13 protein-coding genes are annotated in these 16,324 nt (G+C 62.4%); 9 read left to right on the top strand and 4 right to left on the bottom strand.

Features of this window, described 5'->3' with window-relative positions; genetic code table 11:
* Positions 1-32: 32 nt before the first annotated feature.
* The 3 genes from KHO23_RS15000 to KHO23_RS15010 form a co-directional block, all read right to left on the bottom strand.
* Entirely contained in the window at positions 33-620 is a 588-nt protein-coding gene (locus tag KHO23_RS15000) for a BPSL1445 family SYLF domain-containing lipoprotein (RefSeq protein WP_211612016.1), read from the bottom strand.
* A gap of 361 nt (positions 621-981) precedes the next feature.
* Positions 982-1,428 (bottom strand): hypothetical protein, encoded by a 447-nt coding sequence (locus KHO23_RS15005; protein WP_211612017.1) that lies wholly within the window; start codon positions 1,426-1,428, stop codon positions 982-984.
* Between the two features lie 321 nt (positions 1,429-1,749).
* A complete protein-coding gene (locus tag KHO23_RS15010; RefSeq protein WP_211612018.1) occupies positions 1,750-2,049 on the bottom strand; it encodes a PsiF family protein in 300 nt (99 codons plus the stop codon).
* Between the two features lie 497 nt (positions 2,050-2,546).
* On the opposite strand from KHO23_RS15010, the gene KHO23_RS15015 reads away from it, so the two are divergent.
* Positions 2,547-2,843, top strand: a complete 297-nt coding sequence (locus tag KHO23_RS15015; protein ID WP_211612019.1) for a YciI-like protein — start codon at positions 2,547-2,549, stop codon at positions 2,841-2,843.
* Positions 2,844-3,428: 585 nt separating this feature from the next.
* The gene (locus KHO23_RS15020) at positions 3,429-4,577 is read left to right on the top strand and encodes a transposase (protein WP_211612020.1); all 1,149 of its coding nucleotides are present in this window, start codon (positions 3,429-3,431) and stop codon (positions 4,575-4,577) included.
* Between the two features lie 118 nt (positions 4,578-4,695).
* Here KHO23_RS15020 and KHO23_RS15025 read toward each other — a convergent pair whose 3' ends face one another.
* Entirely contained in the window at positions 4,696-6,255 is a 1,560-nt protein-coding gene (locus tag KHO23_RS15025) for a mannose-1-phosphate guanylyltransferase/mannose-6-phosphate isomerase (RefSeq protein ID WP_211612021.1), read from the bottom strand.
* Between the two features lie 655 nt (positions 6,256-6,910).
* Here KHO23_RS15025 and KHO23_RS15030 point away from each other — a divergent pair.
* The 7 genes from KHO23_RS15030 to KHO23_RS15060 all read left to right on the top strand — a co-directional run bounded on the left by KHO23_RS15030 (position 6,911) and on the right by KHO23_RS15060 (position 16,321).
* Positions 6,911-8,308, top strand: coding sequence for an undecaprenyl-phosphate glucose phosphotransferase (locus KHO23_RS15030; RefSeq protein ID WP_211612022.1), 1,398 nt, complete (start codon positions 6,911-6,913; stop codon positions 8,306-8,308).
* 90 nt (positions 8,309-8,398) lie between these two features.
* Positions 8,399-9,844, top strand: a complete 1,446-nt coding sequence (locus KHO23_RS15035; RefSeq protein ID WP_211612023.1) for a UDP-glucose dehydrogenase family protein — start codon at positions 8,399-8,401, stop codon at positions 9,842-9,844.
* Between the two features lie 60 nt (positions 9,845-9,904).
* Entirely contained in the window at positions 9,905-10,360 is a 456-nt protein-coding gene (locus tag KHO23_RS15040; RefSeq protein WP_211612024.1) for an arsenate reductase/protein-tyrosine-phosphatase family protein, read from the top strand.
* Positions 10,354-11,574, top strand: a complete 1,221-nt coding sequence (locus KHO23_RS15045; RefSeq protein WP_211612200.1) for a polysaccharide biosynthesis/export family protein — start codon at positions 10,354-10,356, stop codon at positions 11,572-11,574. The genes KHO23_RS15040 and KHO23_RS15045 overlap by 7 nt, the downstream gene beginning before the upstream one ends.
* A gap of 146 nt (positions 11,575-11,720) precedes the next feature.
* Positions 11,721-13,919, top strand: a complete 2,199-nt coding sequence (locus tag KHO23_RS15050) for a polysaccharide biosynthesis tyrosine autokinase (RefSeq protein WP_211612201.1) — start codon at positions 11,721-11,723, stop codon at positions 13,917-13,919.
* A 59-nt stretch (positions 13,920-13,978) separates the two neighbouring features.
* Positions 13,979-14,911, top strand: a complete 933-nt coding sequence (locus KHO23_RS15055) for a glycosyltransferase family 2 protein (protein WP_211612025.1) — start codon at positions 13,979-13,981, stop codon at positions 14,909-14,911.
* Positions 14,912-15,040: 129 nt separating this feature from the next.
* Positions 15,041-16,321, top strand: coding sequence for a glycosyltransferase family 4 protein (locus tag KHO23_RS15060; RefSeq protein ID WP_236066857.1), 1,281 nt, complete (start codon positions 15,041-15,043; stop codon positions 16,319-16,321).
* Positions 16,322-16,324: the final 3 nt, after the last annotated feature.

Below are 16,324 nucleotides of genomic sequence, written 5' to 3' on the forward strand. Positions count from 1 at the left end.
TTGCCGCTGCTGCCGGGTAAGCGGGTAGAGGCCTAGATCTTCAGGCGCGATACCTTGGTGCCCTGCAGCGCGATATCGGCCATCAGGCCGGTGTTGGTCAGCACGAATACTTCGACAGGGGCGGTCGCGGTGGTTGTGTCGATTGCGCCGTTGGCGCCCATCTTCACCAGCGCGACGGAGGCGTCGCCGCCCGCCGACCAGCCATCGGCATTGCGGAAGGAGTCGAGCGAGTCCTGCGTCATGAACAGGAAGATGATGGCCTTCGATTGCGCGCCTGCCTGCAGACCGAACGAACCGGAAATCGTGCTGTAGTAACCCACCGAGCTGCCGCCTACGCGCAGCGCACCTTCGCCATACTGGCCGCCAACGATAAAGCCCGCTTGCAGGACCGACGGGAACACCAGTACGCCGCGCGCCTTGGAGACGAGTTCGCGCGAACCCTTCACGGTTGTGAACAGGCGCGACATGGTGCCGTCGACGCTGGCGTCGATCGACTGGCGTTTGGATGCATCGGTGGAGGGCGTGTTCGGGCTGCTGCCGTTGGTGGTACAACCAGCGAGTGCAAGGCCTCCGAAAGCGAGCGCAGCGGTAGTCTTCAGCATGAAGTTTCGTCTATGCATCGTTTTTCTCCATCATGGTTCCTGGGCACAACCTCATATGGTGCTGCCGGGTTGCATTTGCGTTATATCACACGCAAGCGCGGAAGGCGTACTTCGTTGGTCGGTGAAAAGCCTTGTGTGGCGGGGGTTTGCGAGCTATTGGCGGATGCGTTGAAGTAATTTTGACCGGCCGCGGAACCGCGTTGAAGGACACTCTGACAAGGCATTCGAAAGGGCCCCGGCGAACCATGCCGGGCCGGGAACGGCTTGCCGGCGGCTGCGCCGGGACCGCATCAGGCACCTATTTTTACCGACTTTTTCGATTCCATCATTGGTGATGAAACCCAACTGAAAGTGTTGCTGCGACGCTGCACCTGCGTTCTCACCCGTGGTTCGCCGGACTTTTGACAGGCGGGCGCCGCAGGGCGCGGCGAATCATTCCGATCAACACGCCGATCAGGAACAGCGTGACAGCCGGCACGACCCAGTAGCCGACGAACGCATGCCAGAGGTAGGCCATGAGCGTAGAGCGACGCACGCCATATTCGTTGCGGGCGTCCTGCTGGCGCGGCGCATTGGCTGCCAGTACATCGGCTGGGCAGCCGGCGGCTTGCGCCTCGTCAGGCTTGCCGTGGCAGCGCGCGGGGGCGCCGGCGGCACGTTGTGCGACGGTGAAATTCCAGGTGGTCAGCGCGCGGTCGAGGTCGACGGCGTTGTACGCCATTTCCTCCCGGATCTCGCTAACCGCAACGATCGCCACGGGCACGGCCCAGAATACGATGACGACCAACCACCGCCTCAACCAGCGGTTTTTATGCTTCGATACCATCCTTGCCTCCGATCGGTGCTCTGCAGCACCAACGACAAGATGGCGGCCCGTCTAATGTTGTGTATGGGGGTGGGCCGTCTCCGCAGCCATCATAGAAGAAAAACGGCGCGTTCGCGCGGGTGGACCGCGAAGGAATCGCTAGCGGGAGGATGGTTGCCGGGGAGATGAACTGCGAAGGCGAGCAGGAGGAAGAACGGAAGCGCGGGCTGGAGCGAGGACAGGAGAAAGACGGCAGCCGCGCCGGAAAACGGCGCGGCCATGTTCGAGCAATACGCGGCTAAACGCGCGGCGAGTGGCCCGCGCCGATTGCCTTGCGTTGATTTAGTTAGCCGGCGCGGACGACGACAGACAGGTCTTCATGAAAGCCTTGCGATCGTCGCCTTTCTTGTCAGCGGCTTGGGTGTTGCACGCCTTCATCTTGTCCTGCTGGCTCATCGGCGCTGCGGCGGCCGGCTTGGCGGACAGGCAGGTCTTCATGAAGGCCTTGCGGTCGTCGCCTTTCTTGTCGCCGGCCTGCTTGTTACAGTCGGCCATTTTCGTTTGCTGGCTGTTCTGCGCGAACACCGGCGAAACGAGGACAGCACCCAGCACCAGCGTAGCGATAGCGGATTGGATCTTCATGTGACACTCCATCGGTGGTGAAAACGTTTTTGGTCGTTCATGCGCGTGGGTGTCAACAGCGTCGAGAACCCCTCGGCATGTGCATTATGGCAAATGCTGTCTGCCAGAACGGACAAAGGGGCACTCCGGTTGACACGCGCTCACGGTGGTTTTCCCTTACGCGACGGGGGATCGCGGTGTGCCGGCGTGTGAACTGGCGTGTGTGCCGACGTGTGACCCGGCGTGTGAACCGGCGTGTGAACCGGCTCAATCGCAGCCGTGCCAGAATATGTTATGCAATCCAGATTAATTGGCAAGGCGCATGCAAATGAATTATCCCGCTGTCATTCGAGAGGGGGCGATCAAAGACTAAACATCCGATCCGCATTGCTGCAGGTGCAAATGAATAGGAAATCGGCCGAAAATCCCATTTAGGATCTTAGGCGTATTCATGACTCGAATTCCCGCGCCGAGGCGCTGCCCGGCGTCTGCGTCACGCAAGCCAAAGGAGGCTCGCCATGCACTACCTCTTGATGTATGACCTCGTACCGGACTACCTCGAACGGCGTGGCGCCTATCGCGACGACCATCTGAAGCTCGCCTGGGCGGCAACGCAGCGCGGTGAATTGCAACTGGCCGGCGCATTGACCGAACCTGTGGATACTGCCGTGCTGCTTTTCGAAAGCGACTCTCCCGCAGCCGCCGAAGCCTTTGCCAGAGCCGATCCATACGTGATCGCGGGGCTTGTGGAGCGCTGGCGTGTACGCCCATGGATGACCGTGGTGGGTGAGGGCGCGGCGAATCCTGTGCGCTAGTGGCAAGTCGATCAACCGGGCTCGCGCGGCGTCGAGAGGAATGCAAACAGCATGCGCGGGCGTTGTGTTCGCTGGTAGGGAAACTGCACCTCGATGTCAGCCAGGTGCTGTCCACGCCGCTGCATCCAGCCACCTCCCAGCTCGGCAAAAATTACGTCAAAAACGTATGGAAATGCATTGCGGATCAAACGTCGATTTCGTAAAGGCAATTGGTCAATCTTGATCTACTATTGTGCTGTGCAATAGCGGCTCCCGAGGCCGGAACCGACAGCCGTTCTGTTACAGCAATAAGTGATACGACGCAGCAAAAAGGACAAGATTGTTTCCATCCGTAACACTTGTCTCAACGATATTCACGCAAACCCTGGTGGTGGTATGCTTCGTGCACAAATTCTCCCATGCACGAGTGAGACCACGTTTTGTGCTTCGCAATAGGGACAAACCGCACTAACCCAGTGCGATATTGACCAGCAGACAGAACGTACAAAACATATTTGTGCAACCGAGGGCTGTACACGGATCGTGAAAATTGAATCCGTGGCTGCCCAAAGCCGCGGCCGGGCCAGGCTGCGTGGAGAAAACCCAATGTTTTTCGATGAGCTAAGCAATGACGAATGGGCGCTGCTAGCAGAGCTTGTCTCTGATGAGCCAGCCGTCCGTCTGAACCGGCGCGGCCGCCCCCGCGCCGAACCGCGCATCGTGGCGAATGCCGTCCTGTGGATTCTGACAACGGGCGAACCCTGGTCGAAGTTGCCGGGGCGCTATCCGTCGGGTCCGACTTGCCGGCGTCGTTTCGAGGAATGGCAGTTGAACGGCACCCTCCTCGAGATGGTTCGGCTGTTGTCGCAAACCGGGCGTACCTTCGCGTACGTCCCGCAGCCGGCGGCGCCCGTCGCGGCCAAGCCGGCAGCACCGGTCGCACCAACCCCCAACGCACGCGACGAAAGTCTGCGTGGCGTGTCGTGGAAGAGCCCCGAATCGTGGCAGACACCTGGCGCCTCGAGCAGCCTGAGCAACTGGCGTTCGGCCGATCCGATTGCCGATATCACACGCCAGTTGTCCGGATTGACGAACGTGCCGCCGGTATCCCGTGCGCCTTCGGCACCTGTGTCGCACGTGGCACGGCCCGCCATGCGTGCCGATTGGCAAGGCACGGACGAAGCGCGGGCGGTGGACGCGGCCATGCACAGTCTGGACTCGGCCATCGCGTCGGCACGCCGCACGCAACAGCTTGAAGATCAACGCGGCTCGCTGTCGATGAGCCTCGCGCCGCGCGGCACGCAGGTCGCCGACCGGCGCGGCTATGTGATCTACGTTGCGGCGGAGCAGGTGCCCAATGCCATGTATCGCGCGTGGGCGGAGATCATGAAGGACGGCAAACGCGTCGAGCGTTCCGGCCTCGTCGGCCCGCGTTTTACAGAGGCAGACGCGGCGGAGCATTACGCGCTCGAATGGGCGCGGCAGTGGATCGACCGCGAATGGCGCACGCAGTCCGCAGCAGAGGCGGCACCTGCAGTCAACGCGGCTGCGGCAGTGGCGCGTCCGTTGCCGGCCATGCGTCATGTGCCGGAACCGGTCATGGTGAATCACGGCGGTCCGTTGCACGGTCCGCTCAATGCGTTCCGCGGACCGCTGCGCCGCTATCCTGGCGAACCGGCCGCACCCGCGACCGAAAACAATAGTGCATCAGATCGTTTTCCGTCGTACCCGGAACTCATCTCCCACGTGGGATGAGTGCGGCTGCAAGTGCGGCTGCAAGTACGAATGTAAACGCGTCGGATAACACAGCAGCAGTACCCCGCGGCCGGTAGGAGCAACCGCCGCAGGTTCCCGCTTCATCCGTTGTGAATCATCATTGGCGTCCGTACGTGTCGTCGAAGCGCACGATATCGTCTTCACCGAGATACGAACCCGACTGCACCTCGATCATTTCGAGCGGCATCTTGCCCGGATTCTCGAGACGGTGGGTGACGCCCAGCGGAATATAAGCCGATTCGTTTTCGGAGACGATGAAGCGCTCTTCACCTCGCGTGACGAGCGCGGTGCCGCGCACGACGATCCAATGTTCCGCGCGGTGATGATGCATTTGCAGCGAGAGCCGCGCGCCCGGCTTCACGACAATACGTTTCACCTGGAAGCGCTCGCCGGTGTCGACGGAATCGTAATTGCCCCATGGGCGATGCACCTTGCGATGGTTGGCCGCTTCCAGGCCGCCATCGTTGCGAATCCGTCCGACAATCTTCTTGACGTCCTGCACGCGCGATTTGTCCGCGACCAGAATCGCATCGGCCGTTTCGACCACCACGAGATCCTGCGTGCCGACGCAGGCAATCAGGCGTCCTTCCGAATGCGCGAAGGTCGATGCCGCGCCTTCGAACATCACGCGACCGCGGCCCACGTTCTGATCGGCGTCTTTCTCCGAGATATCCCAGATCGCGTCCCACGAGCCCACGTCCGACCAGCCCGCTTGCAGCGGCACGACCACGCCGGACGCGGCGCTCTGATCGTTGCCCAGTTTCTCCATCACCGCGTAGTCGATCGAATTCGACGGCGAGGCGCTGAACGCGTCGCGTTGCAGACGGAAGAAATCGCCGTCCGCTTTGCCGCCTGCGAACGCTGCTTCGCAGGCTTCGTAAATCGCCGGCTGGAAGTGGCGGATCGCCTTCAGCCAGGTCGATGCGCGCATGATGAAAATGCCGCTATTCCACCAGTATTCCTTTGATGCGATATAGCGCTGCGCCAGCTCCAGATGCGGCTTTTCGACGAAGCGATCGAGCTTGTGCGCACCGATCGTATCGGCTGCGTCGGCGTCGGCGTCGGTCGCGCGAGCGTCGTTAGGCGTGCCAAGCGCCGCGCCAATGCGAATGTAGCCATAGCCCGTTTCGGCGCGCGTCGGCACGATGCCCATCGTCACGATATGGCCCGCGGCCGCATGTTGCACGCCGGCGGCCACCGCTGCATGAAAACCGTCGATGTCGGTTACCGCGTGATCGGCGGGCATCACGACCATGATGCCGTCCTCGTCCTGCGCGGCAATCGAAAGGGCGGCCACCGTCAGTGCCGGCGCGGTGTCGCGCCCGGCGGGTTCGAGAATCAGCCGGGTCGGTTTGCCGCTCGTGCGTAATTGCTCGGCAGTCGTGAAGCGCTGTTCTTCATTGGCCACGACGACGAGTTGCCCGGCGAGCGGATGACCGGCCTCGAGTCCGTCGAGACGGCGGGTGGTCGATTGCAACAGCGAGTCGTCGCCGAGCAGGCCAATCAGTTGTTTCGGATGCTGTTCGCGCGACATCGGCCACAACCGTGTGCCGGAGCCGCCCGCCAGAATCACGGGATGAACCTTGAGCTTGACGTTAGGGGACATAGCTTGCATGGACCGGGTGTCGGCGGGCGTGGCCGTAACCGGAGCTGTCATGATGAACTCCTCGAGGCTGGGTGAATGCGTCGAGTTTTATCACGAAGTCAGGAATCAATAAAAGCACGTTAAATAGAAACTATATAAATCGGATAATAAAATCAGCTACTTCGTGAAGGAAAAATGTCCGAACAATTTTTTAAAAAGAAAAATTACCTGAAAAAAATCGAGGGTAATTTTTTTGCCCGAGGAAACAAAGGAAAATGAAGGCGAAAAGCAAGGCGTAAGCCTCGTAAGAAAACAGACAGTTTGGATCGCTTCGGCCTCAGAAAAGGCGAAAGCAGGGCAACTCAAACGAAAATTCGGTAACAATTGCCGCGCAAAATTCAGAAAAAATACCGAAAAAATGACCGATACAATTTGAGATATTTTGCTGTCTTGCAGTCCGAATTTTAATACCGCCTTATCTATACCTGTACAAGGGTATTCACTCATTCCGACACCTGCTTTCCGAATCGTCCCGAATCGTTCATTCAGGATTTTTTTATTCCGGGAAGCGGCAGGGCAATTAGCACGGGTTCAATCGGTTCGCGTCGCGCATGTATCCGGCAGGCGCGAATACCGGCGTTGTTTCCGGGCGGCCGGACTCGATGAGTGTGACGGAAATTCAACCAACCAACGGATGGCACTTGACTGACGAACTGAGGGGCAGCGCATGCTGAGCGTTCTATCGAGAATCATCGACATCGCCATGGTCGCGCTCGGCGCCGCCATTGCGACGGCCGTGCACAGCGGGAAATTGGTCTGGCTGGACGACGTCCAAAGCGTATCGCTCGCGTTCGACTGCCTGCTCGTGGTGGTGTTCTTCCCTGCGTTGGGGATCTATCAGTCGTGGCGCGGCAAGCCGCTCTATGACCTGCTGTGCCGCGTCGCGGGCGGCTGGCTGATCGTTGAAGTCACCGGCGTGCTGATCAGCTTCAGCCTGCACCGCTCCGACAGCCTGTCGCGTTTGTGGCTCGTGTACTGGGCAGTTGCCACGATCGCGCTGCTGATCGTCACCAAGGTGATCGTCTATTCGATCCTGCGCGGACTGCGCCGCGAAGGTTTCAATCAGCGCGCGGTGGCCATCGTCGGCGGCGCGCCGTATGGGCGCTTCCTGATCGAGCAGATGCGCAGCCGCCCGGAAGCGGGCTTTAGCCCCGTTGTGCTGTTCGACGAGGAGGGTACGATCAATCCTTATGAGGACCCCGATACGAGCGATTCGATCGAAGGCGTGCCAGTCGAGCGCGATTACGCGCGGATGCTTCAACTGGTGCGTCAGCGCGCGATTCGTGAACTTTGGCTCGCGCTGCCGATCTCGAAGGAGAAGGCGATCCATCGCTTCGTGATGGACCTGAAGCACGACTTCGTAAACATCCGCTTCATTCCGGACGTGCGCAGCCTGACGCTCTTTAATCAGCCGATGGTCGATCTGCTCGGCGTGCCGGCGATCAACCTGGCCGCTTCGCCGATCACCGATCTGCGCGTGCTGCCCAAACGCATTTTTGACCGCCTGTTCGCGCTGGCGGCATTGACCGCGCTGGCGCCGGTGATGCTGGTGATCGCCGCGATGGTGAAGCTGAGCTCGCCAGGTCCGGTGTTTTTCCGCCAGAAGAGGAAGGGCATCGACGGCAACCAGTTCGAGATCTACAAGTTTCGCTCGATGAAGATGCACAAGGAAGAGGTCGGCAAGATCACTCAGGCCACGCGGCGCGATCCGCGCATCACCGCGGTCGGCGCGTTCCTGCGGCGCACCAGCCTCGACGAATTGCCGCAATTCATCAACGTGTTGCGCGGCGAGATGTCCGTGGTGGGTCCGCGCCCGCATGCGCTCGAACACGACGACATCTACAAGGATCTGGTGAAGGGCTACATGCACCGTTACCGGATCAAGCCGGGCATCACCGGGTGGGCGCAGATCAACGGCTATCGCGGCGAAACCGATCGCATCGAAAAGATGATGGGCCGCGTCAAGCTCGATCTGTACTACATGCAGCACTGGACCTTCTGGCTCGACATCAAGATCGTCGTGCTGACGCTGTGGAAGGGCTTCGTGGGCAGCAACGCATATTAAGCGGCTGATTGACCGTTTATCGAGCCGCGGTCATGCAAGGCATCGCGTGACCGCTCTCCTGAATCAACTCCATTTTCCGAGGTGTAACACATGAACCTGACGATCATCGGTAGTGGCTACGTAGGCCTCGTGACGGGCGCTTGTCTGGCCGACATCGGCCACGACGTGTTCTGTCTCGACGTCGATCAGCGCAAGATCGACGTGCTCAACAACGGCGGCGTGCCGATCCATGAACCGGGTCTGCAGGAGATCATTGCGCGCAATCGCAAGGCCGGCCGCCTGAAGTTCTCGACCGACATCGAAGCCGCGGTCGCGCATGGCGACATCCAGTTCATCGCGGTGGGCACGCCGTCCGACGAAGACGGTTCCGCCGACCTGCAATACGTGCTCGCTGCCGCGCGCAACATCGGCCGCCATATGACGGGCTTCAAGGTGATCGTCGACAAATCGACGGTGCCGGTCGGCACGGCTTCGCGCGTGCGCGAGGTGATTGCCGGGGAACTGGCCGCGCGCAGCGCCAGCCACATGTTCTCCGTGGTGTCGAATCCGGAGTTCCTGAAAGAAGGCGCCGCGGTGGAAGACTTCACGCGGCCCGACCGCATCGTGCTCGGCTGCGATGAAGACGTGCCCGGCGAAAAGGCGCGCGAACTGATGAAGCGCCTCTATGCGCCGTTCAACCGCAATCGCGAACGCACGCTGTACATGGACGTGCGCTCGGCCGAGTTCACCAAGTACGCGGCCAACGCAATGCTCGCCACGCGCATCTCGTACATGAACGAGCTCGCGAATCTGGCTGACCGCGTCGGCGCGGATATCGAGGCGGTGCGCCGCGGCATCGGTTCCGACCCGCGCATCGGCTACGACTTCCTGTATGCCGGTTGCGGCTACGGCGGTTCGTGCTTCCCGAAAGACGTGCAGGCGCTGATTCGCACGGCAGCCGACCACAAGGCCAACCTGCGCATTCTGGAAGCGGTGGAAGCCGTCAACGACACGCAGAAAAAGATCCTCGCGCACAAGATCGTCGATCGTCTGGGCGAAGACCTGTCGGATCGCACCTTCGCCGTGTGGGGCCTCGCGTTCAAGCCGAACACGGACGACATGCGCGAAGCGCCGAGCCGTCCGCTGATCGCCGAGCTGCTACGCCGCGGCGCGCGCGTGAAGGCCTACGACCCGGTGGCGATCGACGAATCGAAGCGCGTCTTCGCACGCGATCTGAAGGATGTGCCGCAACAGCATGCGCGGCTCTCGTTCGTGAGCGAGGAAATGGAAGCGGCCGAGGGCGCCGATGCACTCGTGATCCTCACCGAATGGAAGGTCTTCAAGAGCCCGGATTTCGCTTCGCTCAAGGAGAGCCTCAAGACGCCGCTGATTTTCGACGGCCGCAACCTGTACGAACCGGACGTGCTGCTCGAACTCGGTATCGAGTATCACGCGATCGGCCGTCAGCATGCGCTGCGCAATGCGCCGGCGAAAGTCGGCGCGAGCGGCTTGACGACAACGGCCCGTTCGGCCGACGCGGTCGAAGCCGGTCAATAAGCTGGCCACCAAGTTGACCAACAAGCCGCCGTGCCGCTACGCCTCGTTAAGGAGCCTGCCATGTTCGCCAATGTTCTGATCGTCTGCCACGCCAACGTGTGCCGTTCGCCTGCTGCCGAAATGCTGTTCAAGACCCGGCAGCCGGCGGCGTCGCGCCCGTCGTCGGCGCCGATCGCGTTTCATTCGGCGGGCCTGCGCGCCGCTAACGGTCACGGCATGGACCCGGTGATGCGGCGCCTGCTCGACGAGCAGGGCGTCGCCTCCGGTATCCACTATTCGCGGCGCCTCGACCGCCAGCTTGTGCGCGCGGCCGACCTCGTGCTCGTCAGCGAGCGTGCGCAAGTGAGCGCCGTCGAAGCGCTCGATCCGGCCTCGCGCGGCAAGGTTTATCCGCTCGGCAAGTGGGAACACGACTCCGACGTCGCCGACCCGCACGGCGGCAAGGAAGCCGACTATAGAGAGAGTCTCGTGCTCATCGAACATCTGGTCATGGGATGGCTGAAGAAAATATGCTGATGAAAAAACTCACTGCACACACCTACGCGAATCTCAACTCGAAGTTCGCCACTACGCTTTTGCTGACGTCCTTTCTGTCGGCCTGCGCTACCGCACCTGGCAATTACCTCGACACGTCCCGTCTGAAAGACGACGGCCAGCACCAGAGTCAGCAAGCTAACGAAACCTATCCGGTCCATCTGATCGACGGCCCGCTGGTGGCGGCGCAAGCGCAGGCACAAGCCAATGCCGCGCAACAGGCGCTGCCGGTTTCGCATTACAGCGATCCGTCGCAGTACGTGTACCGGCTTTCGCCGCAGGACATTCTCGGCATCACCGTGTGGGACCACCCTGAATTGACCACCCCGCAGGGCAGCACGCTGTCCGCGGGCGGCAACACCACGCAGTCGGTCGGCGGCGCTCTGCAGCAGCCGTATACCGCCGCGCTGCCGGGCCAGGCCGATCCGTACGGCCAGACCGTTGCCGCCGACGGCACGATCTTTTTCCCGTTCGTCGGCCGTATCAAGGCCGCGGGCAAAACCGTGGGCGAGTTGCGCGATCAGTTGAGCGCCGGGCTCGTGCGCTACATCCGCAATCCGCAGGTCGACGTGCGTGTGCTGTCGTACCGCGGCCAGAAAGTGCAGGTGACCGGCGACGTGAAAACGCCGGGCCCGCTCGCCATCAGCGACGTGCCGCTCACACTGGTCGACGCGATCACGCGTTCGGGCGGCACGAATACCGACGCCGACATCCAGCGTGTGCGCCTCACGCGCAACAACAAGCTGTACGTGCTCGACGCGAACCGCATGCTCGACCAGGGCGACACCACGCAGAACGTCATGCTGCAAAACGGCGACGTGATCAACGTGCCGGATCACAACGACAGCCGCATCTTCGTGATGGGCGAAGTGAAGACGCCGATCCAGTTGTCGATGGTGAAGGGCCGCCTGACGATCGCCGACGCGCTCACGCAGTCGGGCGGCATTCTCGACACGGACGCCAATCCGCGCCAGATCTTCGTGATGCGCGGCATGCGCGAGCATCCGACCACGCCGGACGTGTACCGCCTCGACATGACGCAGCCCGACGCGATCATGCTGTCGTCCCAGTTCCAGTTGCAGCCGATGGATGTCGTGTATGTGGGCACCGCCGCTTCGACCACGTTCAACCGTGTGTTGCAGCAGGTCCTGCCGACCATACAGACGCTGTTCTACCTGAAGCAGTTGACGAAATAACCGTCTGAGCCGCCGACAGGCCCGCGCCGCTCTCTCAGGGCGCGGGACCGAAGCAAACGCCGAGGCAAACGTGCAAGCACATGCCAAAGCACACGCCGAAGCAACCGAAACGGGATCGAATTGTGAGCAATCAAATCTCTCCACACATGGCCGGTCCGATCAAGACCGAAGAAGAGGACGTCGTCCTCGGGCAACTGGTGCAGGTGATCCTCGACGACATCTGGTGGCTGATCGCGATCGCCGCGGTGATCGTCGGGCTGGCCGCCGCGTACTGCTTCCTCGCCAAGCCGATCTATTCGGCCGATGCGCACGTGCGGGTCGAGCAGTCCGATAACACCTCGCAGGCGCTCACGCAAACGCAGACGGGTGCGGCGATCACCACTGGCTCGACTTCGCTGCCGACCGACGCCGAAATCGAAATCATCAAGAGCCGCGGCGTAGTCGGTCCGGTGGTCCAGCAACTGAAGCTGAACTTCAGCGTCGTGCCGAAGACGATTCCGCTGCTCGGCAGCATCGCCGCGCACATTGCAACGCCGGGCCAGCCGGCGCGGCCGTGGCTGGGTCTGTCTTCCTACGCCTGGGGTGGTGAAGTCGCCGAGGTCGATTCGATCGATGTGGCGCCCGCGCTCGAAGGCGAGAAGCTGACGATGAAGGTGTTCGACGACCAGCACTACGAACTGTATGCAAAGAACGGTTCACTGCTGCTGCGCGGCCAGGTCGGCCAGCAGGAGCAGGGCGGCGGCGTGACGATTCTCGTCAGCAAGCTGGTGGCACGTCCGGGTGAAGAGTTCACTGTCACGCGCTATAACGACCTCGACGCGATCTCCGCGTTCCAGTCGGCCATCACCGTGCAGGAGCAGGGCAAGCAAACCGGCGTGATCCAGATCTCGCTGGAAGACAAGAGCCCCGAGCACGCCGCGCTGGTGGCCAACGCGCTCGCGCAGTCGTATGTCCGTCAGCACGTGTCGAACAAACAGGTCGATGCGAGCAAGATGCTCGACTTCCTGAAGAGCGAAGAGCCGCGCCTGAAGTCCGATCTCGAACGCGCCGAAGCCGCCTTGACCGCGTACCAGCGTCAGTCCGGCTCGATCAATGCGAGCGATGAAGCCAAGGTCTACCTCGAAGGCAGCGTGCAGTACGAGCAGCAGATCGCCGGTTTGCGTCTGCAGATGTCGCAACTGACCCAGCGCTATGGCGACGACCACCCGATGCTCGTGGCCGCGCGCCAGCAGATGGCCGAACTGGAGGCGCAACGCGCCAAATACGCGGACCGCTTCCGCGATCTGCCGGCGACCGAAGTCAAGGCCGTGCAGCTGCAACGCGACGCGAAGGTGGCGGAAGACATCTACGTGCTGCTGCTTAACCGCGTGCAGGAGTTGTCGGTGCAGAAGGCCGGCACCGGCGGCAACGTGCATATCGTCGACCAGGCAATGCGCCCGGGTGCGCCGGTCAAGCCGAAGAAGGTCCTGATCCTGTCGGCGGCGGTGATTCTGGGCCTGATCTGCGGCACCGGTTTCGTGTTCCTGCGCCGCAATATGTTCAAGGGGATCGACGACCCCGACCATATCGAGCGCGCGTTCCATCTGCCGGTGTACGGTCTCGTGCCCTTGAGCGCCGAACAGGCTGTGCTCGAAAGCGGCTTCCAGCGCGGTGGCGAACGCCTGCGCTCGGTGCTGGCGAATGCGCGGCCGAAGGACGTCACGATCGAAAGCCTGCGCAGCCTGCGCACCTCCATGCAGTTCACGATGATGGACGCGAAGAACCGCATCGTCATGCTGACCGGTCCCTTGTCCGGCGTCGGCAAGAGCTTCCTGACGGTCAATCTGGCGGTGCTGCTCGCGAACTCGGGCAAACGCGTACTGATGATCGACGGCGATATGCGTCGCGGCGTGCTCGAACGTTACCTGGGCGGTGTGCAGGACAACGGTCTGTCGGAATTGCTGAGCGGGCAGATCTCGCTCGAGGAAGCGATTCGCGCCTCGAACGTCGAAGGTTTGAGCTTCATCTCATGCGGCCGGCGTCCGCCGAATCCGTCGGAACTGCTGATGTCGCCGCGTCTTCCGCAATACCTGGACGGCCTCGCCAAGCGCTACGACGTGATCCTGATCGACACGCCGCCGGTGCTGGCCGTGACCGATGCGTCGATCATCGGTGCGTACGCCGGGTCGACCTTCTTCGTGATGCGCTCGGGCGTGCACAACGAAGGCGAGATCGCGGAAGCGTTGAAGCGCCTGCGCGCAGCCGGCGTGCACGTGCAGGGCGGCATCTTCAACGGGATGCCGGCGCGTTCGCGCGGCGGTTACGACCGTGGTTACGCAGTGGTCCATGAATATTTGAGCACCTGAGCCACCAGACTGAGCCCATTGTTCTGATCCCAGCGCAAACACGATAAAAGGACATCACGATGAAAGTGACGGTACTGGTTCCGACTTACCGCCGCCCGGCCGACCTGGCACGCTGCCTCGCGGCGCTGCAACGGCAGTCGCGCGCACCGGACGAAGTGGTGGTGGTCGCGCGCGCCGACGACGAAGCGACCCACACCTGCCTGCGCGATCCGGCCGTACCGGGCAGCTTGCCGTTGTCCGTCGCGCTGGTGGACGTGCCCGGCCAGGTCGCGGCGCTGAATCGCGGACTGGACGCGGCCACCGGCGAGGTGATCGCGATTACCGACGACGACGCCGCGCCGCACGCGGACTGGGTCGAACGGATTGCTGCCGCGTTCGAAAGCGATGCGCGCCTGGGTGCGCTGGGCGGACGCGACTGGGTGCACGAAAAAGGCCGCGTGCTGGACGGAGAACGGCCGCTGGTCGGCAAGGTCACGGCGCACGGCAAGATCATCGGCAATCACCACCTCGGGGTCGGCGGCGCACGCGAAGTCGACATCCTGAAGGGCGCCAACATGAGCTACCGGCGCGAGGCGGTCCGCACGATCCGTTTCGACCAGCGTCTGCGCGGCGCGGGTGCCCAGGTTCACAACGATATGGCCTTCAGCCTGAGCGTAAAGAACGCCGGCTGGAAGCTGATGTACGACCCGCGCGTAGCCGTCGACCATTTTCCGGCCGAACGTTTCGACGAGGATCGGCGCGACGCGCAAACCATGGCGGCGTTGCGCAATGCCGCCTTCAATTTCCATCTGATCCTGCGCGATCAGTTGCCGCCGCTGCGACGCGAAACCGCGTGGTGGTGGTGGACGCTGGTCGGCACGCGGCTCTATCCGGGCCTCACGCATGCCGCGCTCGCGCTGGTTTCGAAACAGGCGAGTCTGAGGCTGTCGCGCTGGCGCGCGGTGCGCACTGGCGCGCATGAGGCGCGCCGCGCGCTGTCCCGCACCGCGTGAAGTCGCATGCGCCCACAAGCCCCTGCGTGACCCCACGTTGACCCGATCGTCCTGCACGTTCGTGCATCGGTACTCGCGCCTGCTGGCGCATACCGATGCTCCTTTCCACCGGCAGAGCGGAGTGTCTGCATGAGTACGAAAGTTCACGTTCATCTGTTTTACGGTGCCGACCCGCGCTTTTACCGGCCGGGCGACAACATCGGCTGTCTCTACGGCTATCACCACGCGCAATCCGATGCGTTCGCGCTGACCTATTCGCAGGACGCGCGCGAAAGCAAGCCGGTTCGTTTGCTGCGCCGCGCGCTGAAAGCGGCGCTCGGCTTCGACTTCATTCATACGTGGCGCAACCGAGCCGAGATGCTGCGCTCGGACGTGATCTGGACGCATACCGAGCAGGAATGGCTGTCCGCCGCGCTGATGCTGCTGCTGAGCGGCCGCAAGGCGGGTGCTGACTCAGGCCCCTTGCTGCTCGCGCAAAGCGTGTGGCTGCTCGATAAATGGCCTTCCTATGGAATTCTGCGCAGCTGGCTGTATCGCAAGCTGATGAAGCGAGCCGACCAGCTCACGACGCTCGCCAGCGAAAACGCCGAACTGTGCCAGCAGTATTTCGGGCGCGATGCCAAGCCGCTCTTCTACGGCCTGAACACGCAGGACTTTCCCGTGAAGGCGCCCACCGAATGGAAGCCGCATACGCCGATCCGAATCGCCGCGATTGGCAACGATCGCGACCGCGATTGGGAAACGCTCATCAAGGCCTTCGGCCACGATGCGCGCTACACGGTGAAGCTCGCGACACGCCGGCGGATTCCCGCTTCGCTTCGTGCGCCGAACGTCGAGATCGCGTTGTTCTCGGGCATCAAGAAACAGCACGAACTCTACGACTGGGCCGACGTGATCGTGGTGCCGCTGCGTCCGAATTCGCACGCCTCGGGCATTACGGTGATGCTGGAAGCAGCAGCGGTCGGTAAGCCGATGGTGGTCACCAACGTCGGCGCCCTGCAGGATTATTTTCCGGCGGACGAGGCGGCTTATATCCCGCCGTTCGACCCGCAGGCGTTGCGCGAGGCGGTGGACCAGCTCGCCGCGTCTCCCATGGACGCATTGCACCAGGCGCAGGCAGCGGCCGCCGGTTTGCTGTCGCGCGACCTGACCACGCAGAACTATGCGATGCAGCACGTGAGGCTCACGCAGGAGATGCTGCGGGCGCGCGCCGCGTCGCGGGGTCGTGCGACGGCGGGCGCGGCCGATGCCGAGCTCAAGGCAGCCGCAGCGGCTCCGCGCGCCGCGCCGGCCACGACCATGAAGCAGCCGGTGCGAATCCGCGCGGGCAGCCACGCGCAGGTGCAGGGGCAAGCTCACGGCCACGGCCAGAGCCAGGGTCCTTCGCGCCAATCACGCGGAGGCCTCTAAACG

This window comes from Paraburkholderia haematera (assembly GCF_905220975.1).
GTDB classification, from domain to species: Bacteria; Pseudomonadota; Gammaproteobacteria; order Burkholderiales; family Burkholderiaceae; genus Paraburkholderia; species Paraburkholderia haematera.

What these genes read in the sequence shown, in the direction of transcription:
- KHO23_RS15000 (WP_211612016.1), bottom strand. Translation starts at nt 620, where the DNA reads ATGCATAGACGAAACTTCATGCTGAAGACTACCGCTGCGCTCGCTTTC.
- KHO23_RS15005 (WP_211612017.1), bottom strand. Translation starts at nt 1,428, where the DNA reads ATGGTATCGAAGCATAAAAACCGCTGGTTGAGGCGGTGGTTGGTCGTC.
- KHO23_RS15010 (WP_211612018.1), bottom strand. Translation starts at nt 2,049, where the DNA reads ATGAAGATCCAATCCGCTATCGCTACGCTGGTGCTGGGTGCTGTCCTC.
- KHO23_RS15015 (WP_211612019.1), top strand. Translation starts at nt 2,547, where the DNA reads ATGCACTACCTCTTGATGTATGACCTCGTACCGGACTACCTCGAACGG.
- KHO23_RS15020 (WP_211612020.1), top strand. Translation starts at nt 3,429, where the DNA reads ATGTTTTTCGATGAGCTAAGCAATGACGAATGGGCGCTGCTAGCAGAG.
- KHO23_RS15025 (WP_211612021.1), bottom strand. Translation starts at nt 6,255, where the DNA reads ATGACAGCTCCGGTTACGGCCACGCCCGCCGACACCCGGTCCATGCAA.
- KHO23_RS15030 (WP_211612022.1), top strand. Translation starts at nt 6,911, where the DNA reads ATGCTGAGCGTTCTATCGAGAATCATCGACATCGCCATGGTCGCGCTC.
- KHO23_RS15035 (WP_211612023.1), top strand. Translation starts at nt 8,399, where the DNA reads ATGAACCTGACGATCATCGGTAGTGGCTACGTAGGCCTCGTGACGGGC.
- KHO23_RS15040 (WP_211612024.1), top strand. Translation starts at nt 9,905, where the DNA reads ATGTTCGCCAATGTTCTGATCGTCTGCCACGCCAACGTGTGCCGTTCG.
- KHO23_RS15045 (WP_211612200.1), top strand. Translation starts at nt 10,354, where the DNA reads ATGCTGATGAAAAAACTCACTGCACACACCTACGCGAATCTCAACTCG.
- KHO23_RS15050 (WP_211612201.1), top strand. Translation starts at nt 11,721, where the DNA reads ATGGCCGGTCCGATCAAGACCGAAGAAGAGGACGTCGTCCTCGGGCAA.
- KHO23_RS15055 (WP_211612025.1), top strand. Translation starts at nt 13,979, where the DNA reads ATGAAAGTGACGGTACTGGTTCCGACTTACCGCCGCCCGGCCGACCTG.
- KHO23_RS15060 (WP_236066857.1), top strand. Translation starts at nt 15,041, where the DNA reads ATGAGTACGAAAGTTCACGTTCATCTGTTTTACGGTGCCGACCCGCGC.